Source organism: Frankia sp. AvcI1 (assembly GCF_001420875.1).
Classification (GTDB): domain Bacteria; phylum Actinomycetota; class Actinomycetes; order Frankiales; family Frankiaceae; genus Frankia; species Frankia alni.
The window spans coordinates 1-23,590 of sequence record NZ_LJFZ01000001.1 but is presented as its reverse complement, the minus strand read 5'-3'; the positions used below and the strand labels follow the sequence as shown (position 1 = coordinate 23,590).

The 23,590-nt window shown below is 74.5% G+C and carries 16 protein-coding genes, 2 rRNA genes and 22 pseudogenes; 16 read left to right on the top strand and 24 right to left on the bottom strand.

Annotated features, from left to right (window positions below; all coding sequences use genetic code 11):
* Nucleotides 1–283: 283 nt before the first annotated feature.
* Together panB and UK94_RS72455 are read left to right on the top strand one after the other, a co-directional pair.
* A pseudogene (gene panB / locus UK94_RS00115) lies at nucleotides 284–1,120 on the top strand (3-methyl-2-oxobutanoate hydroxymethyltransferase); the annotation flags it as partial.
* Between the two features lies 1 nt (nucleotide 1,121).
* A partial coding sequence (locus UK94_RS72455) for a hypothetical protein (protein WP_268761169.1) occupies nucleotides 1,122–1,195 on the top strand: 74 nt, incomplete at its 5' end.
* A gap of 129 nt (nucleotides 1,196–1,324) precedes the next feature.
* Here UK94_RS72455 and UK94_RS35030 read toward each other — a convergent pair.
* The 3 genes and pseudogenes from UK94_RS35030 to npdG form a co-directional block, all read right to left on the bottom strand.
* Nucleotides 1,325–1,495: pseudogene (locus tag UK94_RS35030) on the bottom strand (helical backbone metal receptor); the annotation flags it as partial.
* A gap of 1 nt (nucleotide 1,496) precedes the next feature.
* The coding region (locus UK94_RS00110) for a helical backbone metal receptor (protein WP_235485949.1) at nucleotides 1,497–2,254 on the bottom strand (758 nt) is incomplete at its 3' end.
* 26 nt (nucleotides 2,255–2,280) lie between these two features.
* A complete protein-coding gene (gene npdG / locus UK94_RS00105) occupies nucleotides 2,281–2,964 on the bottom strand; it encodes an NADPH-dependent F420 reductase (RefSeq protein WP_011606276.1) in 684 nt (227 codons plus the stop codon).
* Between the two features lie 453 nt (nucleotides 2,965–3,417).
* Here npdG and UK94_RS00100 point away from each other — a divergent pair, with 453 nt between their 5' ends.
* Nucleotides 3,418–3,636: a hypothetical protein gene (locus UK94_RS00100; protein WP_009742848.1), complete on the top strand. Its 219-nt coding sequence runs from the start codon at nucleotides 3,418–3,420 to the stop codon at nucleotides 3,634–3,636.
* Between the two features lie 94 nt (nucleotides 3,637–3,730).
* On the opposite strand, the gene UK94_RS00095 is transcribed toward UK94_RS00100, so the two are convergent.
* The gene (locus UK94_RS00095) at nucleotides 3,731–4,837 is read right to left on the bottom strand and encodes a site-specific tyrosine recombinase XerD (protein ID WP_235486131.1); all 1,107 of its coding nucleotides are present in this window, start codon (nucleotides 4,835–4,837) and stop codon (nucleotides 3,731–3,733) included.
* Between the two features lie 156 nt (nucleotides 4,838–4,993).
* On the opposite strand from UK94_RS00095, the gene UK94_RS00090 reads away from it, so the two are divergent.
* The 4 genes and pseudogenes from UK94_RS00090 to UK94_RS35010 form a co-directional block, all read left to right on the top strand.
* Nucleotides 4,994–5,716 carry a hypothetical protein gene (locus tag UK94_RS00090; RefSeq protein WP_055748208.1) on the top strand — a complete coding sequence of 241 codons (723 nt, stop codon included), beginning with the start codon at nucleotides 4,994–4,996 and terminating at the stop codon, nucleotides 5,714–5,716.
* Nucleotides 5,717–6,239: 523 nt separating this feature from the next.
* Nucleotides 6,240–6,535, top strand: a pseudogene (locus UK94_RS35020) (PKD domain-containing protein); the annotation flags it as partial.
* Between the two features lies 1 nt (nucleotide 6,536).
* Nucleotides 6,537–6,649, top strand: a pseudogene (locus UK94_RS35015) (PKD domain-containing protein); the annotation flags it as partial.
* A gap of 1 nt (nucleotide 6,650) precedes the next feature.
* Nucleotides 6,651–6,747 (top strand): annotated as a pseudogene (locus tag UK94_RS35010) (PKD domain-containing protein); the annotation flags it as partial.
* Nucleotides 6,748–6,762: 15 nt separating this feature from the next.
* Here the strand turns inward: UK94_RS35010 and UK94_RS00080 are convergent.
* From UK94_RS00080 to UK94_RS00050, 14 genes and pseudogenes are all read right to left on the bottom strand, one after another.
* The gene (locus UK94_RS00080; RefSeq protein ID WP_055748207.1) at nucleotides 6,763–7,386 is read right to left on the bottom strand and encodes an NUDIX hydrolase; all 624 of its coding nucleotides are present in this window, start codon (nucleotides 7,384–7,386) and stop codon (nucleotides 6,763–6,765) included.
* Nucleotides 7,383–7,945 (bottom strand): annotated as a pseudogene (locus UK94_RS35005) (CTP synthase); the annotation flags it as partial. The pseudogene UK94_RS35005 and the gene UK94_RS00080, both read right to left, overlap by 4 nt.
* Nucleotides 7,946–7,970: 25 nt before the next feature.
* Nucleotides 7,971–8,295, bottom strand: a pseudogene (locus UK94_RS34995) (CTP synthase); the annotation flags it as partial.
* Nucleotide 8,296: 1 nt separating this feature from the next.
* A pseudogene (locus UK94_RS34990) lies at nucleotides 8,297–8,541 on the bottom strand (CTP synthase); the annotation flags it as partial.
* A 1-nt stretch (nucleotide 8,542) separates the two neighbouring features.
* Nucleotides 8,543–8,599 (bottom strand): annotated as a pseudogene (locus UK94_RS34985) (hypothetical protein); the annotation flags it as partial.
* 1 nt (nucleotide 8,600) lies between these two features.
* A pseudogene (locus UK94_RS34980) lies at nucleotides 8,601–8,847 on the bottom strand (CTP synthase); the annotation flags it as partial.
* Nucleotides 8,848–8,861: 14 nt separating this feature from the next.
* Nucleotides 8,862–9,257: pseudogene (locus UK94_RS34970) on the bottom strand (CTP synthase); the annotation flags it as partial.
* Between the two features lie 325 nt (nucleotides 9,258–9,582).
* Complete coding sequence (locus tag UK94_RS00070; protein ID WP_011606282.1) at nucleotides 9,583–10,536, bottom strand: aldo/keto reductase; 954 nt, start codon at nucleotides 10,534–10,536, stop codon at nucleotides 9,583–9,585.
* Between the two features lie 101 nt (nucleotides 10,537–10,637).
* Nucleotides 10,638–11,754 (bottom strand): annotated as a pseudogene (locus UK94_RS34965) (DNA repair protein RecN); the annotation flags it as partial.
* A gap of 1 nt (nucleotide 11,755) precedes the next feature.
* A partial coding sequence (locus tag UK94_RS34960; RefSeq protein ID WP_235485947.1) for an AAA family ATPase occupies nucleotides 11,756–12,392 on the bottom strand: 637 nt, incomplete at its 3' end.
* 182 nt (nucleotides 12,393–12,574) lie between these two features.
* Nucleotides 12,575–13,462: an NAD kinase gene (locus tag UK94_RS00060; protein WP_011606284.1), complete on the bottom strand. Its 888-nt coding sequence runs from the start codon at nucleotides 13,460–13,462 to the stop codon at nucleotides 12,575–12,577.
* A pseudogene (locus UK94_RS00055) lies at nucleotides 13,459–14,312 on the bottom strand (SAM-dependent methyltransferase); the annotation flags it as partial. The pseudogene UK94_RS00055 and the gene UK94_RS00060, both read right to left, overlap by 4 nt.
* Nucleotide 14,313: 1 nt before the next feature.
* Nucleotides 14,314–14,469 (bottom strand): S4 domain-containing protein (locus UK94_RS34955; protein WP_268761168.1); only part of this gene is annotated, 156 nt, incomplete at its 3' end.
* 17 nt (nucleotides 14,470–14,486) lie between these two features.
* Nucleotides 14,487–14,702, bottom strand: coding sequence for a hypothetical protein (locus UK94_RS00050; protein ID WP_041939654.1), 216 nt, complete (start codon nucleotides 14,700–14,702; stop codon nucleotides 14,487–14,489).
* A 233-nt stretch (nucleotides 14,703–14,935) separates the two neighbouring features.
* Here UK94_RS00050 and UK94_RS34950 point away from each other — a divergent pair.
* The 5 genes and pseudogenes from UK94_RS34950 to UK94_RS34925 form a co-directional block, all read left to right on the top strand.
* Nucleotides 14,936–15,045: pseudogene (locus tag UK94_RS34950) on the top strand (alkyl sulfatase); the annotation flags it as partial.
* A gap of 1 nt (nucleotide 15,046) precedes the next feature.
* Nucleotides 15,047–15,257 (top strand): annotated as a pseudogene (locus UK94_RS34945) (SCP2 sterol-binding domain-containing protein); the annotation flags it as partial.
* A 120-nt stretch (nucleotides 15,258–15,377) separates the two neighbouring features.
* Nucleotides 15,378–15,536: pseudogene (locus UK94_RS34940) on the top strand (FAD-dependent monooxygenase); the annotation flags it as partial.
* Between the two features lie 44 nt (nucleotides 15,537–15,580).
* Nucleotides 15,581–16,045: pseudogene (locus tag UK94_RS34930) on the top strand (FAD-dependent monooxygenase); the annotation flags it as partial.
* A gap of 220 nt (nucleotides 16,046–16,265) precedes the next feature.
* Complete coding sequence (locus tag UK94_RS34925; RefSeq protein WP_268761167.1) at nucleotides 16,266–16,520, top strand: FAD-dependent monooxygenase; 255 nt, start codon at nucleotides 16,266–16,268, stop codon at nucleotides 16,518–16,520.
* A 39-nt stretch (nucleotides 16,521–16,559) separates the two neighbouring features.
* On the opposite strand, the gene UK94_RS00035 is transcribed toward UK94_RS34925, so the two are convergent.
* The 3 genes and pseudogenes from UK94_RS00035 to UK94_RS34915 all read right to left on the bottom strand — a co-directional run.
* Complete coding sequence (locus UK94_RS00035; RefSeq protein ID WP_011606289.1) at nucleotides 16,560–17,702, bottom strand: HAD-IIA family hydrolase; 1,143 nt, start codon at nucleotides 17,700–17,702, stop codon at nucleotides 16,560–16,562.
* A 112-nt stretch (nucleotides 17,703–17,814) separates the two neighbouring features.
* Nucleotides 17,815–18,086, bottom strand: a pseudogene (locus UK94_RS34920) (hypothetical protein); the annotation flags it as partial.
* A 1-nt stretch (nucleotide 18,087) separates the two neighbouring features.
* Nucleotides 18,088–18,258: pseudogene (locus UK94_RS34915) on the bottom strand (hypothetical protein); the annotation flags it as partial.
* A gap of 499 nt (nucleotides 18,259–18,757) precedes the next feature.
* Between UK94_RS34915 and UK94_RS34910 the strand changes: the two are divergent.
* The 3 pseudogenes from UK94_RS34910 to UK94_RS34900 form a co-directional block, all read left to right on the top strand.
* Nucleotides 18,758–18,825 (top strand): annotated as a pseudogene (locus UK94_RS34910) (hypothetical protein); the annotation flags it as partial.
* Between the two features lies 1 nt (nucleotide 18,826).
* A pseudogene (locus UK94_RS34905) lies at nucleotides 18,827–19,251 on the top strand (DUF1015 domain-containing protein); the annotation flags it as partial.
* A 1-nt stretch (nucleotide 19,252) separates the two neighbouring features.
* A pseudogene (locus UK94_RS34900) lies at nucleotides 19,253–20,010 on the top strand (DUF1015 family protein); the annotation flags it as partial.
* Between the two features lie 188 nt (nucleotides 20,011–20,198).
* Here UK94_RS34900 and UK94_RS00020 read toward each other — a convergent pair.
* On the bottom strand, nucleotides 20,199–21,110 hold the full coding sequence (locus UK94_RS00020; RefSeq protein WP_193790319.1) for a tetratricopeptide repeat protein: 912 nt from the start codon (nucleotides 21,108–21,110) through the stop codon (nucleotides 20,199–20,201).
* Between UK94_RS00020 and UK94_RS34285 the strand changes: the two genes are divergently transcribed.
* On the top strand, nucleotides 21,099–21,527 hold the full coding sequence (locus UK94_RS34285; protein ID WP_162246887.1) for a hypothetical protein: 429 nt from the start codon (nucleotides 21,099–21,101) through the stop codon (nucleotides 21,525–21,527). The genes UK94_RS00020 and UK94_RS34285 overlap by 12 nt on opposite strands.
* A 1,712-nt stretch (nucleotides 21,528–23,239) precedes the next feature.
* On the opposite strand, the gene rrf is transcribed toward UK94_RS34285, so the two are convergent.
* Nucleotides 23,240–23,356 (bottom strand): 5S ribosomal RNA (gene rrf, locus UK94_RS00010).
* 75 nt (nucleotides 23,357–23,431) lie between these two features.
* Nucleotides 23,432–23,590: ribosomal RNA gene (locus UK94_RS00005) — 23S ribosomal RNA — on the bottom strand; the annotation flags it as partial.

The window sequence follows — 23,590 nt, the reverse complement described above, 5'->3', positions numbered from 1 at the left end:
GTGNCGATGCATCCGCATGGATAGGCCACCCGCTACCTGGTCGCGCCGTGTGTTCTCACCNTGTGTCTTCACCGCGTCGTCTCGCCGCATTTCAAGATCAGCATACGTGCCCGGAGGCCCAGACGCATCCGTTTGCCATGGCAGCGGCGTGGCGGGCGGTTCCCTTCCGCCCGGGTGTGCGATGCGCACCGGTTTCACCCACTCGGCGGGCGGGCCCGACCGTGGCAGCATGGACAGCACGCCGGGACGCCCAGCGCCCGGACGGACGCATCAGGGAGTGCTCATGGATTCGTCAGGCACTGTCCGCAACCAGACCTCCGACGACCACTCGCGGCGCGCAGACGCCGCGGGCACGGCGGCGACGCTCTACGGCGCGCCGGCCGAAACCCGGTCGCCGCGCCGGTCGCGGTTCACGGTCCGCGACGTGGCGGCGGCGAAGAGCCGGGGCGAGAGATGGTCGATGCTCACCGCGTACGACTTCACCACCGCCACCGTCTTCGACGAGGCCGAGATCCCCGTCCTGCTGGTAGGGGACTCGGCCGCCAACGTGGTCTACGGCTATGACACGACCGTGCCGGTCACGGTCGACGAGCTGATCCCGCTCGTGCGCGCCGTGGTGCGCGGCGCACCGCACGCGATGGTCGTCGCCGACCTGCCGTTCGGGTCCTACCAGGCCGGCCCGGAGCAGGCACTGGCAACCGCCACCCGGTTCCTCAAGGAGGGCGGCGCCCAGGCGGTGAAGCTCGAGGGCGGCGCGCGGGTCGCCCCGGCGGTCGCCGCGCTCGTCGGCGCGGGCATCCCGGTGATCGGCCATCTCGGCCTGACCCCGCAGAGCATCCACGCCCTGGGCGGCTACCGGGTGCAGGGCCGGGACGAGGCGGGTGAGGTCCTGCTCGCCGACGCGCTGGCGATCGAGGCCGCCGGCGCGTTCGCGGTCGTGCTGGAGGTCGTGCCCGCGGATCTCGCCGCCCGCGTCACCAAGGAGCTGCACATCGCCACGGTCGGGATCGGCGCCGGCGCCGACTGCGACGCGCAGGTACTGGTCTGGCAGGACATGGCCGGGTTGAGCGGCGGGCACGTCCCCCGGTTCGTGAAGCGGTACGCCGATCTGCGCACCGTGNTGGGCGACGCCGTGCGCACCTATCGCGACGAGGTGCGCGGCGGGCAGTACCCGACGGTCGAGCACAGCTACTGATCGCCCACTGACGCCGGCGGTCGGTGGCCGGCCGCGGACGCCGCAGTCCCGCCACCGACCGCCGATCACCGATCCACCGACCATCCGCCATTCGCCGACCGCCAACCGCCAACCGCCGGAGTCGGGCGGTCAGGCGCGGGCCAACGCCGCGGCGAGTTCGTGACGCGCCGCCACCAGCGACGGTCCGTACCAGGTCAGCAGGCGGCCCGGGACGCAGACGGCGGGGGCGGCGAACGCTTCGGGCCCGTCGGTCGGGCTGAAGGCGTACGGCTCGTCGGGCAGCACGACGAGGTCGTGCGGNGGGAGGTCGGCCGGATCGAACCGCGGGTAGCGCTGCGGGGAGTCCGCCAGCACGTTGTCCACCCCGAGGCGGCGCAGCACGTCACCGGCGAAGGTGTCGCGCCCGACCGCCATCCACGGGCGGCGCCAGATCGGCACCAGGGCGCGACGGCGCGAGCCAGGGCGCGCGGCGTCGCCCTCGCCGCCGCCGTCGCGGCCGCCATCGGTGTGAGCGTCTGCGACGGCGGGGCCGGCGGCGACGGGGCCGGCGGCGACGGGGCCGGCGGCGACGGGGCCGGCGGCGACGGCGTCAGTGCCGGTACCCGTGTCGGCCCAGGCCACCTGGGCGGCGTCGAGCCAGGCGGGGCGCGTCAGGCCGCAGGCCAGCCGCAGCATCCGGTCGAGGCTGTCCAGGGCCGCCTCGACGGTGCTCGGCGCCGTGACCCACACCGCGAGCCCGGCCGCACGCAGGGCGGCGAGGTCGGATTCGCGGTTCTCCTCGGCGTTGGCGACGACCAGGTCCGGGGCGAGGGCGACGATCGCGTCGACGTCCGGATTCTTCGTCCCGCGCACCCGGGCCACCTCGAGCCCCGGCGGATGGCTGCACCAGTCGGTCGCCCCCACCAGCAGGCCCGGCGCGGAGAGCGCGATCGACTCGGTCAGGCTGGGCACCAGCGAGACCACCCGGCTCACCGATGCGGGAATCCGCACCGGGCGGCCGAGGTCGTCGTAGCTCGGGTCATCACCGTGAGATGCGCCCGGGCGGGGCCCTGTCCCCATCGCCGTCCCCATCGCCCGCGCGGCGCTCAGACGTCGGTGATGCGCAGGCCGGCGTGCGACTTGTACCGGCGGTTGACCGAGATCAGGTTCGCGGTCAGCGCCTCGACCTGGCCGGCGTTGCGCAGCTTGCCGGCGTAGATGCCGCGCATCCCCGGAATGCGTTCGGCGAGCGCGGCGACCAGATCGGTGGCGGCCCGGTCGTCCCCGAGCACGAGGATGTCGGTGTCGATCTTCGCGACCGACTCGTCGGCCAGCAGCACCGCGGACACATGGTGAAAGGCGCCGACGACGGTGCTGTCCGGCAGGACGGCGGCGGCCTGCTGGGCGGCGCTGCCCTCGGGCACCGCCAGCGCGAAGGCGCCGCCCTTGTCGAACCCCATCGGGTTGACGCAGTCGATGACGATCTTCCCGGCGAGCGGCTCACGCAGCGCCTCGAGCGTCTCCCGGTGACCGTCCCACGGGACGGCGACGATCACGACGTCGGCACGCTGCGCGACGGTGGCGTTGTCGGCGCCCTCGATGCGACGCCCGGGGCCGGCGAGCTTGGCCGCCGCCTCCTCGCCACGCTCGGTCGACCGGGAGCCGATCAGGACGAGGTGGCCGGCCGCGGCGAAGCGCAGGCCCAGGCCGCCGCCCTGCGGCCCCGAGCCGCCGAGGATGCCGATCGTCAGTGCGGGAACGTCCGGGAGGACGCGGTCAGTCGAAGTCACTCTGTCATCCTGCCCGACCGGGCCGTTCGCCGCGCGAATCCATGACCGGCCGTGAATCCGCCCACGGATCTCGGCCGAACGGTGGGAACCGGGACGTTCACCCTCCGGCGCGACGTCCGACCACGAGCCCACCCCCTCGCGGACAGCCGGGGGCAATGAGGGACTATGCATGAACAACGGGACAGCTACGTGTTTGCTTCACCCGCCCCCACCCGGCCGGGACTTCGGCCGGACCCGACGGGGCCCACACACGTCGCTACCGGCAGAGGAGCAGCGCACGTGACTGACAGCTACAACACATGGACCGCCACGATAGGTGAGCGAGCGCATACACCGGGCGATACCGGTGGCGCCCACGGCAACCCCGGGCGTGCATTGGTCCCAGATGGGCCGTACCGTTCCGTTCCACACGCATCGAGCAGATCTTCCGAATCAGGCGAGAGAGGTCGAGCAATGGCGGACGTATCGGTTCGCTTCGCGATGACGAACGACAGCGAAGTGGTGCTGAACCTGTCGCTGCCGCAGGCGCTGCGCCTGATGGAGGCGATCGCACGCAAGGTGGGCGAGACCCTCGCCGAGCGCAGCACGCAGGCGGTCGGCGGAGTCGGCGGGGTGCCGACGTCGGCGCCGTCGAACGGCATGCCGAGCCTGGGGCCCTACACCCCGTCCTGAGCAGCCGGTTGTGGGCACGCTCGGTCACTACCCGAGTTCCGTGCCGCCGAACGGGGCACGGCCGGCGCGACCGTGGCGGCGCCGGTCGGGTCCCTCAGCCGCCGGCCGGGTGCCCGGGAATCCAGCCAGCGGCCGCGGGTGGACCCGCGCCCAGCGCCCGGGGATGTGACGTCGCATACACCTCCCGCAACCGATCCACCGTCACCAGGGTGTAGATCTGGGTGGTGCTGACCGAGGCGTGGCCCAGCAGCTCCTGGACGACCCGGACGTCCGCCCCCCCGTCGAGCAGGTGGGTGGCGAAGGAATGCCGCAGCACATGCGGTGAGACGCCGTCGACTCCGGCCTGGTCAGCCGCGGTCCGCAGCACCGTCCACGCGCTCTGCCGGGACAGCCGGTTGCCGCGCCGGGAGAGGAAGACCGCCGCCCCCGACCGGGGCCCCGCGAGGCTCGGCCGGCCCAGGCGCAGGTAGTCCCCGATCGCGGCGACGGCACACCGGCCCAGGGGCACGATCCGGTCCCGGCCGCCCTTGCCGTGCAGCCGCACCGCCGCGGCCTCCAGATCGAGATCGTCGACGTCCAGCCCGACCGCCTCGGAGATCCGCGCACCGGTCCCGTAGAGCAGCTCCAGCAGCGCCGTGGCGCGCAGCCGGCGGACCGCCTCGGCGGGTTCCACCGGCGCCGCAGCGAGATCCTCGGCCCGGCCGGCCACCCCCGCCACCCCCGCCCGCGGGGTGCCCGCGGCCGCGGCGAGCACCGCTGTCACCTGGTCGACGGAGAGCGCCTTGGGCAGCTTGCGGGGCGGCGTCGGCGGTCGCACCGGGCGGGACACGTCCTCGCTGACGTCCCCCTCCTCTGCGGCGAAGCGGTGCAGCGAGCGCACCGCGACGAGCATCCGCGCCACCGATGCGGCCGCGAGCGGCGGATGGGTCTCGTCCCCCAGACGCAACGCGGCGGCGAAGCCGGCAACCTCCGCCTCACCGACCGCGTCCAACGAGCACAGGCCCTGCGCCGACAGATGGTTGAGGTAGCGGCGCAGATCGCGACGGTAGGCAAGAACGGAGTTCTGGGCGAGTCCCCGTTCGCCCTCCAGATGATGGAGATAACGCGCGATGACGTTCCCGGGCGTGCCCCGCTGCGAGGGCACGGGATGATCGAGGGCCGCAGCGGGCCCGCTGCCGTCGGGCGGCGATCCCAGCCGCATCGCCTCGACCGGCCCGCCCGCCGCGGCGGGGNGGCGCATCCGGAATGCCCGGTCGCCGTCGGTGACTCCCATCATCGAACTGATAGTAGGACCTGCGCACCGTTCCCCGTTGGCGCCTATCCACATGCCGGGCTCCTGCGGCTATTCTGGCGACTTGTGCGGACGGACGCCGAATCGTCACGCTACGCCGCGCGGCTGGGGGTCGTCATCACCGCCGTCACGACACTTGCCCTCCTGGCGGGAGCGGGCCTGCTCGCGGGCTGCGGCGGCGACGGCCACGAGCCCGCCGGCGCGGCCGTCCCCGCCCGCCCGGGCGCGGCGTCCGCCGGCAGTCCGTCCGGCGCCGGCTCGCCCGCCGACGTTCCCTCCGCCGACGTTCCCTCCGCCGACGGCCCGTCGGACGCCGGCCCGGCCGACGGCGATCCGTCCGACGGCGATCCGTCCGCGGGCGGCTCCGCCGGGGTGGCCGGGGGCTCCGACGACACGCCCGCCGCGGCCGCCCGCACGGTCCAGGCGTACTTCCGCGAGATCAACGACGCCACCCGGGCCGGCCGGCTGGCGGTGATCACGCCGACCGCGCTGGCCGGCTGCCAGCCGTGCGCCCTGGACGTCGGGGTGACCCGATCGCTCCAGCAGCGCGGCCTGCACGCCGACGCCGCCGCCTACCGCCTGACCGACCTGTCCGCCCGGCCGCGGGCCGGGCTCGTCGGCCTCGTGACCTTCACGCTGCACACCGGCGCCGTCGGGCTGCTCGACCTCGCCGGGCGCCACGCCGCCGACGCCCCCGGCGTGCCCAGCCGGGCCGCCACGGCCGTGCTCGCCCTCACCCAGCGCGGCTGGCGCATCCAGACCCTGCGTTACGCCCCGGGGCCGGCATGACGATCCAGCCTGCCGCGTCGGACTCCCCCGCCGATCGGCGATCACTCGCCGGCCCGCACGGGCACTCCGCGTGCTCGCATGGACACTCTGAGTGCTCGCGCGGACACTGCGGCCGGCGATCGCCGTTCCGCCGGCGGTGGCTCGCACGGGTGGTGGTGGTCGCCGTCGCGGTGGGGCTGCTCGCCGGTGTCGGCGGCCCGCTGCCGGGCGCGGGGCTGCCGGGCCTGGCAGGGCTGCGCACCGCCGACCGCGCCGAGGCGGCTCCCGGCGGCGAGACCCGCGTACCCTGCGTCGGCGTGCTCTGGGGCAGCTGCGACACCCGCGCCACCGCCAACGGCTACCAGTACAGCTACCACGACGGGGTGCTCGAGCGGATCCCGGCCGGCGCCGACGGGGGCGTCCCGCGGCGGGCATCCTGCGGGCAGGCCTGTCCGGACGACCCCGCCGCGGTCTGCGAGCTGTACGAACTCGTCGGCCCGGACCCGGCGATGACCCCCGCCGAACGCGCCCAGTTCGACCAGANGATGGCCGGGTGCAACAACTACCTGCTGCCCGACAACGCCGTGCCGGTCGCGGCCGTGCAGGCCGCGCTCGCCGACTACCTGCGAGACAAGCTCCTGCCGAAACCGTCGATCGTCATCGCGCCGTCCGGGCGCAGCTTCGCGAACCTGGCGACGATCCTCTACACGCCCGTGCCGGAGTCGTACACGTTCAACGTCGACGAGCCCGTCGTCGCCACGATCAGCGCGATCCCCCACTACCGCTGGGAGTTCGGCGACGGCGGGACCGGCCCCGACGCACCCGGACGGCCCTACGACTNGGCGATCTCCCCGCGTGACCACCCCGAGGCGTACGTGTCGCACGAGTACGCCCGGCCGGGGCAGTACCAGGTGACCCTCACCGTGACCTGGGACGGAACGTTCACCCTGCCCGNCGTCGCGCAGGCGTTCGCGCTGGACCCGGTGACCCTCGCCGCCGCGCAGGGCCTCGTCGTCAACGAGGCCGCCGGCGTGCTGGTCCACAACGACTGACCAGGCTCCGCCGGGCTAACCGCGGTGGGCCGGTCGGGCGGGCCAGGGGGCGTCGAGCGGGCGCAGGCCGGCGAAGTCCGCCGTCCGTGCCCGCACCGTCGCCAGCAGGCCGACGACCGCCATCGCGTTGGTGATCTCGCCGCGCAGGACCCGGGCGACGGCCTCGTCGAGGTCGATGCGCGCCAGGCCCATCTCGGCCTCCTCGTGCTGCGGCACGTACCGCTCGGCCGCCGGGATCTCGTGTAGGTCACGAGCCAGGAAAACCCGGTAGGCCTCGTCGGTCATGCCCGGCGAGGACCAGACGTCGACGAGCAGGTCGTACCGGTCGGCGCGCAGCCCGGCCTCCTCGGCGAGCTCCCGGGCGGCGGCGACGGACGCCGGCTCCCCGGGCACGTCGAGGATGCCGGCGGGCAGCTCCCACAGCGGGCCGCCGACGGGATGGCGGTACTGGTGCACCATCACGACCCGGCCGCCGTCGTCGAGCGCGACCACGCCCACCGCACCGGGGTGGACGACGACGTCGCGCTGGGAGACGTCGCCCTCGGGCATGCGCACCTGGTCGCGGCGGACGGAGATGATCCGCCCCTCGTAGGCCAGCGTGCTCTCCGTGACCTCGTAACGGTGCGCCTCGGCGGTCACGGCGACACCAGGGCGGCCGTGCCGTTGGAGCTGGCCCCCGGCCGGGCGTTGCCGCGCCGGCCGCCACCGCCCCGGCCGGACGCGCCACCCGCGCCACCCGCATGCCCAGCGCCGGCGACAGCCGGCGCCACGACGTCGTCCGCGGATCCCTCGGCGTGAGCCGCGCCCGCCGTCTCGGCTCCCTCGTGGGCCCCGGCGTCGGTGGCCGGCAGGTCGACGGGCAGCACCCCGCGGCGACGGTCGGCGTGTGCGATCGCCGCGGCGACGAGCCCCCGGAACAGCGGATGGGCCCGCGTCGGCCGGGACCGGAACTCCGGATGCGCCTGCGTTCCGACGTAGTAGGGGTGCACGTCGGCGGGCAGCTCCACGACCTCGACCAGCCGGCCGTCCGGCGAGGTGCCCGAGAAGACCAGCCCGGCGGCGGCGAGCCGGTCGCGGTAGTCGTTGTTGACCTCGTACCGATGACGGTGACGCTCGGCGACCTCCGGCTGCCCGTACTCGCGGCGGGCGACCGTGCCGGGGGCGAGCGTGCACGAGTACAGGCCCAGGCGCATCGTGCNGCCCATGTCCCTCGTGCCGGCGANGACCTCGTGCTGGTCGGCCATCGTGGAGATCACGGGGTGCGGGGTGTCGGACACGAACTCGGTGGAGTTCGCCTCCGCCAGGCCCGCGAGCCCGCGGGCCGCCTCGATGACCATGCACTGCAGGCCCAGGCAGATGCCCAGCGTCGGCAGGCCGTTCTCCCGGGCGTGCCGCAGCGCGGTGAGCTTGCCCTCGATTCCCCGGATCCCGAAGCCGCCGGGCACGATGATCCCGTCGACCCCGTCGAGCAGCGCGGCCGTCTCCTCCGGCGAGGAGCACTCGTCCGAGGTGATCCACCGCAGCTCGACCCGGGTGTCGGTGGCGAACNCGCCGGCCCGCAGCGCCTCGGTCACCGACAGGTAGGCATCCGGCAGGTCGACGTACTTGCCGACGATCCCGATCGTCGCCGTGTTCGTCGGATGGTGCACCCGGCGCAGCAGCGTGTCCCACTCGGTCCAGTCGACGTCGCGGAACGACAACCCCAGCCGGCGTACCACGTAGGCGTCGAGGCCCTCCCGGTGCAGCACCCGGGGAATGTCGTAGATCGAGCTCGCGTCCGGCGCCCCGACGACCNCCTCGTCGTCGACGTCGCACATCATCGCGATCTTCTTCTTCAACGCGTCGGGCAGCGNCCGGTCGGAGCGGCAGACCACCGCGTCCGGCTGCAGGCCGATACTGCGCAGCGCCGCCACCGAGTGCTGCGTCGGCTTGGTCTTCAGCTCCCCGGACGGGGCCAGGTAGGGCACCAGACTGACGTGCACCGTCAGCGCGTTGTCCCGGCCGACCTCGTGGCGCACCTGGCGGATCGCCTCCAGGTAGGGCAGCGACTCGATGTCGCCGACGGTGCCGCCGACCTCGGTGATGACCACGTCGACACTGNCGTCGGCGAGCCNCCGGATCCGATCCTTGATCTCGTCGGTGATGTGCGGGACGACCTGCACCGTCTGGCCGAGGTAGTCGCCGCGGCGCTCACGGGCGATGACCGCCGAGTACACCTGGCCGGTCGTCACGTTCGCGCTGCCGTCGAGGTTCACGTCGAGGAACCGCTCGTAGTGCCCGATGTCCAGGTCGGTCTCGGCCCCGTCGTCGGTGACGAACACCTCGCCGTGCTGGAACGGGTTCATCGTGCCGGGATCGACGTTGAGATAGGGGTCGAGCTTCTGCATGGTGACCCGCAGTCCGCGAGCCTTGAGAAGCCGCCCGAGGCTGGATGCGGTCAGTCCCTTGCCGAGACTGGACGCGACCCCGCCGGTGACGAAGATGTGCTTCGTGACATGCACCTGGCCCACGTGAAACTCCCGTGGTCACGCCGCCGGTCCGGACCCGACGCCTCCACGGGACTTCACGGTAACACCTTCCCCGTGAGGTGCCTTCGGCACCTCACGGGGACCCCTGGTTCCAGGCCGCCGTGCGGGTCCCGTCAGATCGCCTTCGGCGATCCTCCTGGGCACACCGCCCGGGGCGCCTCCGCCCGTCACGGGGACCCCGGTCCCCACCGCCGTAAGGGGAACTCCTGCTTATCCAGAGGCCTTCGTGTCCGGTTTATCCCTCCGGATAAGCGGGAAGGCGGCGTTGGCAGACTCGCGGATGGCATTCCACCAGGGACATGGGAGGTCAGTAGCGGGCGCCGACCACCTGGGCGTCGAGGGCGTCGAGGACCGCCAGGTCGTCGGCGTCCAGGGTGAGGTCGAGGGCGGCGGCGTTCTGCTCCAGCCAGCGGCGGCGCTTGGTGCCGGGGATCGGCACCACCGGGACGCCGAGCCGCCCGGCCTGCCCGTGCACCCAGGCGAGGGCGACCTGGGCCGCAGCGGCGTTCCTGCGGGCGGCGATGTCGACGACCGCCTGCACGATCGCGCGGTTGGCCTCGCCGGCCGCCCCGACGAAACGCGGGCTGCGCGCCCGGAAGTCGAGCGCACCGAGATCGGAGCCGTCGACGGTCGCGGTGAGGAAGCCCCGGCCGAGCGGGGAGTAGGGCACCAGCCCCACGTTCAACTCGCGCAGCGCGTCGAGGACGGACGTCTCGGGATCGCGCGTCCACAGCGAGTACTCGCTCTGGACCGCCGCGATCGGGTGCACGGCGTGCGCCCGCCGCAGCAGCGCGCCGTCGACCTCGGACAGCCCGAGGTAACGCACCTTGCCCTGCGCGACGAGTTCGCCCATCGCCCCGACCGTCTCCTCGATCTCGGCGGTCTGCGGCGGCCGGTGCAGGTAGTACAGGTCGATGACGTCCACGCCGAGCCGCAGCAGCGAGGCGTCGCAGGCCCGCTGGACGTACGCCCGCTCCCCGCGGACGACCCGGGCGCCGTCGCCGGCGGAGCGGTCGATGCCGAACTTGGTGGCCAGTTGCACCTGGTCCCGCCGGTCGTGGATGGCCCGTCCGACCAGCACCTCGTTGTGCCCGGCCCCGTAGACGTCGGCGGTGTCCAGAAACGTGACGCCCAGATCGAGCGCGCGGTGGATGGTCGCGATCGACTCGTCCCAGTCGGTGGCGCCGTACCACTCGCTCATTCCCATACAGCCGAGCCCCTGGGCCGAGACGTTCAGTCCACCAAGGTTGACCTCGTGCATGCCGCTACTCCCTGCCCGCCGGGTCCGTGCGCCGTCAGCGGCAACCCTAGGTGTTGGAGCGCGCGCTAAGACAAGTCCGCACGCTACGGCCGGGCCCTGACCTACGGGCGGGCCTTGTCGGCGGCGGCGGCGGCGAGGAGTTCCTCGGCGTGGCCGCGGGCCAGCGTGCTCTCCTCCTGGCCGGCAAGCATCCGGGACAGTTCGCGGACGCGGCCGGCGTCGTCGAGGGTGATGACGCCGCTGCGGGTGACCGAGCCGTCGTCGGCCTTGTGGACGACGAGATGGCGGTCGGCGAACGCGGCGACCTGCGGCAGGTGGGTGATGCAGATGACCTGGTGGGTGCGGGCGAGGCGGGCCAGGCGGCGGCCGATCTCGACGGCCGCGCGCCCGCCGACGCCGGCGTCGACCTCGTCGAAGACCATCGTGGAACCGGCGTCGTCGGCGGCGAGGACGACCTCGATGGCGAGCATCACCCGGGACAGCTCGCCGCCGGAGGCGCCCTTCTGCACCGGCCGGGGCGGGGCGCCGGGATGTGGGATGAGGCGCAGTTCCACGTCGTCGACGCCGGAGGGGCCGAAGGCGAGGCGCCGGTCGCCGACGGGCAGGCCGGCGGGATCGTCGCGCTGGGCGACAGCGGCCTCGACGCGGGCGCGGGGCATCGCCAGACCGGCGAGCTCGGCGGCGACGGCCGCGCCGAAGCGGGCCGCGGCGGCGCGCCGGGCGTCGCTGACCGTGACGGCGAGCCGGGCGAGCTCCGCGGTCAGCTCGTCGCGGCGGGCCGTGAGGGCCTCGGCGCTCTCGCCGGCGCCGTCGAGCTCCAGCAGCCGGCGGCCGGCCTGGTCGGCCCAGGCGAGCACGCCGTCGATGTCGGTGCCGTGCGCGCGGGTCAGGCCGGTCAGGGCGGCCTTGCGGTCCTGGGCGTCGGCGAGGCGTTCAGGGTCGGCGTCGATGCTCTCGGCGTAGGAGGCGAGGTCGGCGGCGACGTCGGTGAGCAGCATGCTCACCTCGGTCAGCCGGGCACCCAGCGCGGCGAGGTCGGCATCGAGGTCGGCGTCGCCGGCGATGACGCGGCGGGCGGCGGAGACCAGATCGACGGCGCCGGGGTCGTCGGAGCCGGACGCGGGGTCGCTGATCAGCGCCGCGTGGGCCATGCGGGCGGCGCGCACGAGCGTCTCGGCGTGTTCGAGCTTCGTCAGCTCCGCGTCGAGGGTGACGTCCNCCCCCGGCGCCGGTTCGACCCGCTCCACCTCGGCCAGGCCGATCCGCAGCAGCTCCGCCTCCTGCTCGCGTTCGCGGGATCGTTCGGTGACCTCCGCGAGCGCCCGGCTGACCCGGTTCAGCTCCGTGTAGACCACGCCGTAGCGGGTCAGCGGCCCGGCGACGGCGTCGCCGGCGAAGCGGTCCAGCGCCACACGCTGCGTGGACGGGCGCAGCAGCCGCTGCGCCTCGGACTGGCCGTGGACGGCGATAAGATCCTCGGCGATCTCCGCGAGCAGGCTCGCCGGCACCGAGCGGCCCGCCACCTGCGCCCGGGACCGGCCCTCCGACGTCAGCGTCCGCCCGACGACGAGGACGGCGCCGCCGGGATCGTCGTCGAGGTCGCCGCCGACGTCGCGGACCCGCTCGGCGACCGCGGAGTCCGGCGGGATCAGCAGGCGCCCCTCGACGAACGCCCGCTCCACCCCGGGCCGGACCAGGCCGTAGTCGGCCCGGCCGCCGGTGAGCAGGCCCAGGCCCTGCACAATCATCGTCTTGCCGGCGCCGGTCTCGCCGCTGACCACGGTCAGGCCGGCGGCGAGATCGAGGGCAGCGTCGTCGATGACCCCGAGGCCGCGGATGCGAATCTCCTCGAGCACGCCCCGAACTCTAGCCGCCCCACCGGGTCCGCCGACATCCTCAACCGTCAACAACTGTCTACAACCGACACCGGGCCCGGCCCGCACCCGAAGCCGGAGCCGGACCCGAAGCCGAAGCCGAACCCGAACCCGGACCCGGACCCGAACCTGCCCGAGTCCACCCGACCGGGTCCGACGGCCGCTCAGCGCTCGTTGCGGCCCCGCCAGCCCGCCACGGGCAGGTCGAACTTGGCGACGAGCCGGTCGGTGAACGGCAGCGGGCGCACCACGGCCAGGCGCACCGGCCGCCGGCCGCGCACGACCTCGACCCGCGACTCGGGCGGCACCTCGACGAGGCGCCGCCCGTCGCAGTAGAGGACGCCGGGCACCGGCTCCAGGATCTCCACGGCGACGGTCGCGCTCGGCGCGAGCACGAGCGGCCGGGCGAACAGCGCGTGCGCGCTGATCGGGGCGACGAGCAGCGCCTCGACCCCCGGCCACATCACCGGGCCACCGACGGAGAACGCGTACGCCGTCGACCCGGTGGGCGTCGAGCAGATCACCCCGTCGCAGCCCCACCGGGACAGGGGGCGGCCGTCGATCTCCAGGACGCATTCCAGCATCCGCGCCCGCTCGGCCTTCTCCAGCGACATCTCGTTGAGCGCCCAGCCGGAGTAGGTGACCTCGCCGCGGCGGCGGACGGTCACATCGACGGTCATCCGGTCCTCCACCGTGTAGTCCTTGCGGACGACGTGGTCGATGGTGGACTCCAGCGCGTCCGGTTCGGCCTCGGCGAGGAAACCGACGTGACCGAGGTTGACGCCGAGCAGCGGCACGTCGGCGCCGCGGGCGAACTCCGCGCCGCGCAGCAGGCTGCCGTCGCCGCCGAGGACGAGCACCATCTCCACCCCGACGGCGGCGTCCGCGTCGTGCGGGACGACGTTCGCCCCGGTCAGGTCGAGCTGCTCGGCCTCGTCGCGCAGCACCCGCGGCGACACCCCGGCGGCGGCCAGCCCCTCGATCACCCGCTGGGCGCTCTCCCGCACGATCGAACGGCGTGGATGGGTGACGACGAGGATCTCCCGGGTCATGCCGGACGCTCCGGGCGGCCTCCGGCGGGACCGGTCTCGACCGCGTGGGCGAGCGCGTCGTCGTCGAGGGGCGGCGCGCCCGCGGCGAGCCAGAGCAGGTACTCCACGTTGCCGGCCGGGCCGGGCAGCGGGCTCGCGGTCACCCCCCGCACGCCGAGGCCGAGCCCGCCCGCCACGGCCGCGACGTCACGCACCGCCTCGGCGTGCAGCGCCGGATCGCGGACCACGCCGCCGGCGCCGAGCCGCTCGCGCCCCACCTCGAACTGCGGCTTGACCAGGAGCACGAAGTCGGCGTCCGGCGCCGCGCAGCTACGCAGCGCCGGCAGCACCAGGCGCAGCGGGATGAACGACAGGTCCCCGACGACCAGCTCGACCGGCTCGCCGACCTCGGCCGGGGTCAGCGCGCGGGCGTTGACCCGGTCGAGCACCCGCACCCGCGGATCCGAGCGCAGCCGCCACAGCAGCTGGCCGTAGCCGACGTCGACCGCGACGACCGACGCCGCGCCGTGGCGCAGCAGCACGTCGGTGAAGCCCCCGGTGGACGCGCCGACGTCGAGGCAGCGCCGCCCGGCCACCACCAACGACGCACCCGGAACCACCCCGGCCGGCGTGGCCGGCGTAACCACCCCGGCCGGCGTGGCCACCTCGGCCGGCGTGGCCACCTCGGCCGGCGTGGCGCCGGCGTCAGGGGCGTCCGGGCCGAAGACGGCGTCAGCGGCGGTGATGCCGTCAGCGGGGGCGACGGCGTCGGGGACGGCGTCGAAAGCGGGGACGCCGAAGGCGGCGAAGGCGCCGAGCAGCTTGTGCGCGCCGCGCGACGCCCAGCCGGGGTCATCGCCGGCGGACACGGNGATCGACGTGGTGCCGTCGACGACGGTGGCGGCCTTCGTGGCCGGGATGCCGCCGACCAGGACGCGGCCGGCGCTGATCGCGGCCACGGCCTGCTCCCGCGAGCGGGCGAGGCCACGCCGGACGAGCTCGCTGTCCAGACGTACGCGACGGGACACCACGCCCCCTGCCCGACTCACCGAACCGGCCGGACCGGACCCGGCCGTGGCTGCGCCCGATCGACCTCGGCTGCCGCGCCGCCGCCCGACCCGTCCAGGTCGGCCAGGGCGTCGGCCAGTCGGCGGTTCATCTCCTCGAAGACCTCCACATGTGCCGACGTCGCCACGACGTCGAGGGTGTCCAGCCGCGCGAGCGCGTCGCGGATCTCGGCGGGCAGGTTCTCGATGCTCACTCTGTCAGCCTCCCGCACTTTCCGTCGATGATGCGACGCTCCCGCGCGACATGGGTCATGCGACGTATCTCATGACCGCCGCGGGGCCGCCCGCGCCCCGGCCGCCCGCGTCCCCGCCACCTTCGCCGGCCACGCGCCCGGCGAGCGTCGCCTGCCGCCCCGCGGAAGGCACCATGGGAGGGCCCCCGCCGACGGGCGGCCCCGAACCGACCCGAAGGAGGCCGGAGCTCCCGATGGCCGACAGGTCACAGTGTGAGATCGCGTTCCGTAGCATCGCCGACCGTCTGGACAGGCTCGCCGCCGAGGGCCGCCCGCCTCGGACCCCCGACCGCACGATCGTCTGNCGCATCCCGGATCTGGGGACCGCCTTCTCCGGCGAGCTGCGCGACGGCTGCCTGCGCGACCTCGGCGAGGGTCACCGCGACGACGCCCAGATCACCCTGACCGTGAACAGCGACGACCTGATCGCGGTGACGGAGGGTCGACTGTCGGTGCTGTCCGCCTGGACGAGCGGCCGGCTGAAGGTGGACGCGAGCGTGCGCGACCTGCTCAGGGNCCGCTCGCTGCTCTGACCGCGCATCCCACGCCGACTCCCGTACGGCTACCACAGCGTCATCCTGGCCAACGCCTGCGGCCCGAGCTGCGGCCGCCCACCGATCAGGACCGATACGGTGCATGCACCGATACGGTGCATCGGAGGTAGCCATGACCATCGCCGTCATTGGAGCCGGCCTGGGCGGCCTGGCTCTTGCCCGTGTGCTGTATGTGAACGGTATTGACGCCGTCGTGTACGAACGTGAATCAGCGCGCGGCGCGCGGGGGCAGGGCGGCATGNTTGATCTGCATTCCGGGACCGGGCAGCGGGCGCTGCGGGAGGNCGGCCTGATCGACAAGTTCCACGCGATTGCCCGTCCCGAAGGCCAGGACCTGCGACTTCTCGAGCCAGACGGCACCCTGCTGTTGCAGCAGGACACGCCCGACGACGCCCCGCTCGAACGACCTGAGGTCGACCGTGTAGATCTGCGCAACCTGCTGCTGGACTCTCTGCCCGAACACGCGGTGCGCTGGGGCCGCGCCTTCACCTCCGCCGACGATGGCGTGCTGTACTTCGCCGACGGCAGCAGTGCGACGTATGACCTGCTGGTCGGCGCCGACGGCGCGGATTCCCGGGTCCGCGCGCTGCTCACCGACACCCGACCAGTGCACACCGGCCAGAACGTCGTCGAGCTCGGCATTCCCGACATCGACCGTACTCATCCCGATCTCGCGGCGATGGTGGGGCGCGGCAACTACTGGGTGCTCGGCAACGGGCAGTCCCTGTCGGCGCAGCGGAACGGCGACGGNCGCGTACGCATCTACCTCAGCTTCCACACCGCCGAGGACTGGTTCGCGGCCAGCGGCATTCCGTTCGGCGACCCGGCCGCCGCCCGGATGCGGCTGATCGAGCTGTTCNCCGGCTGGGACCCACGGTTCACCGCACTGATCGCAGCCTGCGACGACACGATCCTGCCACGGTCGATCACCACGCTCCCGGTCGGCCTGACCTGGCCGTCGAGGCCGGGCGTGACGCTGCTCGGCGATGCCGCGCACCTGATGCCGCCGGTGGGGCAGGGCGCCAACATGGCGTTGCTCGACGGCGCCCTGCTCGGCCTCGCGCTGGCCGCGCACCCGGACGACTTTCCCGCCGCCGTCCGGGAATACGAACGCGAGATGTTCGCACGCACCAGCGCCGCCGCCCAGCAGTCCGCGCGCGCCCAGGAAATCCTGATGGCGCCGGACGCCAGCCGGAAGATGCTGGCGTTCTTCCAACCGGACTGAGGGAGGGCGGACGGTGCCGCCGCGCTCGTGCTGCCGGGGTCAGGACGCGGCGGCGGGTGCGACCAGATCCGCGCAGCCCGGGGGCCGTTCGGCCGCGATCGCGTGGACGGCGATGCCCACGTCGGTGGCGGACCAGACCGCCGCGCACGCGGCCCGCAGCGCGTCGAGGCCGTCCCCCTCGTCCTTCTCGTCCTTCTCGACCTTCTCGACCCTCTCGGCCCGCTGGTCGCCCGCATCCACACCGTCCGCCGTCCAGCGCAGCTCGCCGTCCTCGACGCGGGCGACCCATCCGCCGCAGGCGGCAGCGTGCTTGCCGGCCGCCGGCAGCGCCCGCACCGGCGGCGCGGGCCGCAGCAGGCCCCGCAGGTCGGCGGCCAGGAAGGTCGGGCGGTGCTCCGGCGGCGCGGCGAGCAGCTCCGACGGCGTCGTGACCCCGGTGAAGACCAGCAGCGTGGGCGTGGACGACCGGGTCCCGGCTTCGATGTCGGTGTCGAGCCGGTCTCCGACGATCACCGGGGTGCGGGCGCCGCTGCGCCGCATCGACTCGCGGTGCATCGCCGCCTCCGGCTTGCCGGTCACCAGGGGCTCCTGGTCGGTCGCGGCGCGCAGGAACGCGGCGACGGCGCCGTTGCCGGGGGCGATGCCACGCTCGGTCGGCACCGTCCGGTCGGCGTTGCTCGCGACCCACCAGGCTCCGGCCCGGATCGCGTAGGACGCCTCGGCCAGGCGGGCGTAGGTGAGGTCGGGGTCGAATCCCTGGACGACGGCCACGGGGGCGTCCTCGGCGGAGTCGACCGGGGTCAGCCCCTCCTCGGTGAGCGCCTGGCGCAGCCCACGCCCGCCGAGCAGGAGCACCCGGGCGCCGGCGGGCAGCCGTTCGGCGAGGACGTGCGCCGCCGCCTGCGCGGAGGTGACCACGTCCGCGGCCCGCGCCGGCACGCCGAACCCGGTCAGCCGATCGGCGACCTCCGCCGGCGGGCGCAGGGCGTTGTTGGTGACGTAGACGGTGCGCAGGCCGCGGCGGCCCGCGGCGGCGATCGCCTCCGCGGCGTGCGGCACCGCCGCCGCACCGCGGTTCACCACCCCGTCGAGATCCATCAGGGCGACGTCGAACAGGTCGGCGAGCGGCCGGTCCGTGCCGCGCAGCGGGCCGGCCCCGGCCGCGTCGCGGGGCTCGGCCACCAGGCCGGCGGTCAGATCTGGGGACACGGCGAACTCTCCGGGGGTTGCGCTGGTCGCGGGCCTGCCGGCCGCGGGGGGCGGTGGCGCCGGACCGTCGCCGGCAGNCGATCGGTCATGCCCGGGCCAGGGCGGCGCGGGCACCGCGCAGCGCGATCCCGTAGTGCCGGATGTCCGGACGCATCGCCACCGCCAGCGCGAGGTGCTCGACGGCCGCGCGGAGGTCGCCGATCTTGCGGGCGGACAGACCGAGGCCGAACTGCGCGTAGTCGTCGGTAGGGTGACGGTCGACGATCCAGGCGAAGGTCTCCCGGGCGGCGACGTACTGCCCGGCGCTGAACTGGGCGCGGCCCAGCGCCTCGCGGACGCTCGGCGAGGCGGGCTCGGNCGCGACGGCGTGCGCGAGCAGCTGCACCGCGGCGTTGGCGTCCCCGTGGCCCAGCAGAGCCATCCCGCGGGTGTACCAGTCGTAGACCTCGCCTGCCGGCCCCGGGCGGACGCTGTCCGTCGGGGCGCCCTCGTCCGGAGTCTCTTCCGGGCGGCCGGTCTTGTCGACCATCTTCACCTCCACGACCTGGACGAACACCTACGCTGCCGCCGGGCGCCCGCACCGCGTCGGCCCTGCCGCGCCCAGCAGGTCCACCAACCGTGATTCCGAGACCCGGGAATCACGCTTCGTAACCACACCTCCCACCAGCGAGGATGGTGATGCTCCNGTCTCCAGTGTCGCCGCAAAGCCCGCCGGGACGCCCCCGGATCGGATAATGATCACTTCCGGTGGCCCGCGACCTCACCGTCCCGGCCGGACACACCACGCCCCGCGCCTCACGGCGACCGAGCCGGGCGGTTCGCGGCGACACCCACCTACGGGCCGCCGGCGCCACCCCACCCGGCCGGCGGGCCCCCCGCATCGGTCGGATGGCACCGGGCGGGTCCTACGATGCGGCTCATGCCGCATGCCGATCATCCCGTCCCCGTTCCCGCGGGACTCGTGCTCGTCCCGTTCCGGGCGGCGCGCTTCCCCGCCTCGGGGCCGGCTCTCGCCGCGCTGACCTCGNCGCCCTACGACGTGATCGACGACGCCGAGCGCGCCCAGCTGCAGGCCCGTGACGCCCACAACGTGGTGNGGCTCATCCTGCCCGGCGACGACTACGACGGCGCCGCCCGCACGCTGCGGGAATGGCTCGACGGCGGGGTGCTGCGCCGGGACGACAGGGCGTCCGTCTACGTCTGCGAGGAGGAACAGGACGGCCACGTCCAGCGGGGGCTGATCGGCGCCGTCGCCCTGGCCGACCCGGAGGCGGGGATCATCCTGCCGCACGAGAACACCATGGCGGGGACGGTCTCGGACCGGCTGGCGCTGACCCGGGCGACCCGCGCCAACCTGGAGCCCATCTTCCTGCTGTACTCCGGCGGCGGCGAGACCAGCCGGGTCGTCGGCGAACTGGTCGCGACTCCCCCGCAGGTCGAGACCACCACCGACGACGGGGTGACCCACCGGCTCTGGGCGATCGACGACCCGACGGTGCTCACCGCCGTGGCGGCCGACCTGNTGCCTCGGCGGGCCGTCATCGCCGACGGGCACCACCGCTACGCCACGTACCGGCAGTACCAGGCGGAGCGCCACGCGGCCGGGGACGGTTCGGGTCCGTGGGACTTCGGCCTCGCCTTCCTCGTGGACGCGACCGTCTCCGGCCCGCAGGTACACGCCATCCACCGGGCGGTGACCGGCCTGGACCTCGCCGCCGCGGTGCGCCGGGCCGCCGCCGCGTTCACCGTCCGCCGGCTCGCCGGCCCGGACGTCGCGGCCGCCGAACCAGCCGGCACCGAATCAGCCGACACCAGGCCAGCCGACACCAGGCCAGCCGGCACCGAGCAGGCAGGCACCGAGCAGGCGGGCACCGCCTGGTCGGCCTCGGGCTCCGCCGCCGGGCGCCCGGGTGGCCTCGACCCGGATCAGCTGCTCGACGAACTGGCCCAGGCCGGACAGAGCGGGCATGCCTTCGTCGTCACCGACGGCACCTCCGCCTACCTGCTCACCGAGCCCGCCGCGGACCTGCTGGCCCGCAGCCTGCCGGCCGGCCGCTCCGCCGCCTTCCGCCGGCTCGACGTCACCGTCGCCCACCTGGGGCTCATCGTGGACGTCTGGGGACTCGCGGACACGGTCGGCGTCGTCGACTACCACCACGACGCGCCGGCCGCGATCGCCGCGGCCGCAGCCGCCGGCGGGACCGCGCTGCTGCTCAACCCGACCCCCGTCGCGGACGTGACCGCGGTCGCCGAGGCCGGGGAGCGCATGCCCCGCAAGTCGNCGCTGTTCACCCCGAAGCCGCGCACAGGCCTCGTCCTGCGCCCGTTGGACGCCTGACCGGCGTCAAACCGGCCTGGGAAGCCGACTGCGGTGCGTTGTGCACGATCTGCGGGCCCCTACCGTGCTCAACGCGCCGCAACCAACCGGCCTGTGCGTCAACTGGCCTGTGCGTCAAACCTGTCTGTGCGTCAACCGGTTTGTGACGGGCCGTGTGTCTGCTCCACCGCCGCCGCCGAATCCGCTTCCACAGAGTCGTCCGGATTCACCACCACTGCGGCGGCGTCTCCCTCCTCCGTGTCGGTGGCGCCCGAGGTGGAGGAGTCGCCCGGACCGACAGGGCCCACCAGGCCCTGCTGATCGGCGGCTGTCGGCGCGCTTCCCAGCAGTTCGACGGCGTCAACCGTCTCGGAGTCGACGTCTTCCGCAGAGTCGACGTCTTCCGCAGAGACCGCGTCCGCGTCCTCGGGCATCGGCTGGCCGGTGACGATTTCGTAGGCGCGAGCGGCCGCGTCCGTCTCACCGTCGTCGACGGCCGCGGCAGAGGTGAACCACCGGGCCGCCTCCTCGGGACGGCCGGCGGCCAGCAGCGCCTCGGCGTAGGCGTACCAGAGCCGCGGAGCCCACGGCGCGGGCGCACCCTTCGCGGTGGCGAGGTCACGCAGCAGGACGACGGCGGCCTCCGGTTGGCCCAGGTCGCGTCGCGCTCCGGAGATCACGATCAGCATCTCGGCGCGGGCCGCCGGGTCCAGCTCGTCGGCCTGCGGGTCGCGCAGGTAGGCGATGGCCCGCTCGGGCCGGCCGAGGCCGCGCTCACTGTCCGCCATCAACGGCAGGTTGTGACCCGAACCGTCCATCCGCCGGGCCGCCCGCAGCTCGACGAGCGCCGTGGCGTACTCGCCGGCGTGGTAGGCCGCGATGCCGACCGCCTCACGCACGGCGGGAAGGCGGGGCACCCGATCGGCGGCGGCCTGTGCATGGGCGAGGGCCGCGGCCGGATCGTCGTCGAGCAGCAGCGCGGTCGCGACGAGATGCCGGGCGATGGTGTCCGCCAGATTCGTCGGCAGACCCCGCAGCGAGCGGCGGACGTCATGATCGAGCATGTCCGCGCGGGCCTCGTCGGGCAGCGGCGGGGTCTGCACCCGGGGCCGGCGGCTGCCGACGTCGGTGCGCTCCGGCCGGGCCGACCGATCCGGGCGGTCCCCTCGCCGATCATCGGGACGGCCAGGTCCACCCGGTCGCCCGCCGCGTCCCTGCGGGGCCCCGCGCCCCTGGCCCACACCGCGCGCCGCGGCGCCTCGGGGGGCACCGGTACCCCGCGCGCCCGGCGCACCGTCGCGTTCCCCACGACCGCCCGCGGCCCGAGCACCCGCCCCGCGAGCGCCGGCCCCAGCGCCTCGAGCACCTGCACCCGCACCTGCACCTCGGGCACCCGCATCGGGGGCGCCGGAGCCAGCCCCGGCGCGCCACGGCCGCTGCTCGCGGTACTCGCGTCGCTCGGCGCCGTCCGTCGCGGCTGATCGGGGCGCGGCTGATCGGGGCGCGGTCGGTGGGTCACGACGATCGTCACCGGCAGTGGCGTCGGCGGGCCGCGCGCCCGCCGGCCGGCCGGCCGACCACCTGTCGGGTCGGCCGTCACGCCCCGACGGACCCCGGTCCGGTGCCATCCGCTCCCGGCCGCGCTCCCACGGCCGCTGCTCCCGGCCATCGCGCTGGTCCTGGCCCTGACGGGGCGGCCGCTCGCCACCGGCGACCCGCGGCCGTTCGAACGGCGTTCGGGTCGCGGTGGACGGCCGCTGCCCGCCGGTCCACGAACGGGTCGCGGGCCCTCCGCGTCCCTGTCCGGACTCGCTTCGCTGCCACCCGCCGCGGCCGGCGGCGCCCTCGGAACGCGACGGCCGCTCGGCCTGCACGCGCCCGTGCGCCATACCCCGCTCCGGCGGGGTCTGATCCGGACCGCGCCGGTCGAGGCCGCGCCCGGAGGCACCGGCCGCGCCGTACCTGCGGGCGGTGTCATCACGGCGCCCGGCGTCATCACGACGGGCGGCGTCACCACCGCGGGACCTGTCGTCAGGACGGTCGTTGCGGTCCTGCGAAGGATCCCGGAACGGGCGGCGCCGTGCCTCCGGGGCACCGGTGCGGTGGCCGCCGGAGGCGGTCCTGTCGTCGGCACCCGGCCGGCCACGACGGGTCCGCCATGCCGACTCCGCCGTCATCCGTCCCGGGGCCTGTCCCGCACGGCCGGCGCCGCCCCCGCGCGTCGCCCCGCCCGCACGTCCGTCACCGTTACTACCCGCGCCTGCACGAAAGCCGGCACCCGGCCGGCCCCCGCCGGCCCGGTCATCACGGGGCCGGCCGGCACCATAGGACGCCTCGGCCGGCCCGCGCCGAGCGAAGCGGTCGCCGCCAGCCGAATCCTGCCCACCCTGCGGACGGTCACCCCGCGGGCGGTCGGTACGCGGGAAACGGGCGCCTCGGTCCGCACCGCCCGCGGAGTCGCCGGCAGCCCGCGGCCGCCAGGCCGGCGCGTCCCGGCGACCATGCCCACCGCCGTCGCCCTCCGCGCGGTCGGCCCAACGGCGGTCTGACCCGGTCGGGCGCGCGCCTCGACCGGGGGCGGCGTCGGTCAGCCGCCGGACCTGTCCGGACCTGGCTCGGCCCGCGCCGCTGGCGGCATCGCCGGACCAGCTGCCGCGGCCGGCGCCCTGCCCTCGGCCGGCGCCCGAACGCGGCGCTCCCGACCGCGACGCGGTGGCGCTCCGCCCAGGCTCCCGGTCGCGCCGCTGGGGCCGGTCGGAAGCGTGCGGCACCGATGCGCCACGCTCGTTCGCTGTGTCTTCCCTCGCCATGACCGGCCGTTCCCCTTCGTCCCGCCTGCGCCGCGGTCGGCGGCCGCGGATCTGATGTGTGCTGTGCCTGCAGGGCATGGGCCCCGCCGATCTGCTCCGGCGCGGCCCAGCCGCGGCATCGGAGGAGACCTCGACGGGAATCCGGCCGCGGATCCGCGGGATGGCGCAGCGATGTCCACAGTACGGGGTATGCCCCACGCGGAAGCTTCCAGCCGGACGCGTCACCGCGACGGCGCCGACTCCCTACCGACCGGACCACGACCGGCGCGGCGCCCGGCGGCCATCGAAGTACAGCGATCGGGCCTCAGCCGACCGCCGGGAGAATCCCCACGCAAAAAACAAGTGTGGGGTTGCCTCGAAAGGCAACCCCACACTTTGTGTAAGTCCGGNGGCGTCCTACTCTCCCACACAGTCCCCCATGCAGTACCATCGGCGCTGAAGAGCTTAGCTTCCGGGTTCGGAATGAGACCGGGCGTTTCCCCTTCGCCAAAACCACCGAAACACTATTCAACTATACAACCAGCACCCAGCCGGCCATACAGCTGGGAACCGCACAGTGGACGCGTAGCACCTTCGAAGACAAGCCCTCGGCCTATTAGTACCGGTCAGCTCCATGCGTCACCGCACTTCCACCTCCGGCCTATCAACCCGATCATCTAGTCGGGGGCCTTACCAGGCTACCCTGTGGGAGACCTCATCTCGAAGCAGGCTTCCCGCTTAGATGCTTTCAGCGG

Excerpts from the sequence above, each read along its gene's own strand:
- UK94_RS00070 (WP_011606282.1), bottom strand. The coding sequence starts at position 10,536 with ATGCACGAGGTCAACCTTGGTGGACTGAACGTCTCGGCCCAGGGGCTC.
- UK94_RS34285 (WP_162246887.1), top strand. The coding sequence starts at position 21,099 with ATGATCGAGCATGTCCGCGCGGGCCTCGTCGGGCAGCGGCGGGGTCTG.
- UK94_RS00020 (WP_193790319.1), bottom strand. The coding sequence starts at position 21,110 with ATGCTCGATCATGACGTCCGCCGCTCGCTGCGGGGTCTGCCGACGAAT.
- UK94_RS00060 (WP_011606284.1), bottom strand. The coding sequence starts at position 13,462 with ATGACCCGGGAGATCCTCGTCGTCACCCATCCACGCCGTTCGATCGTG.
- UK94_RS00100 (WP_009742848.1), top strand. The coding sequence starts at position 3,418 with ATGGCGGACGTATCGGTTCGCTTCGCGATGACGAACGACAGCGAAGTG.
- UK94_RS00095 (WP_235486131.1), bottom strand. The coding sequence starts at position 4,837 with ATGCGGCTGGGATCGCCGCCCGACGGCAGCGGGCCCGCTGCGGCCCTC.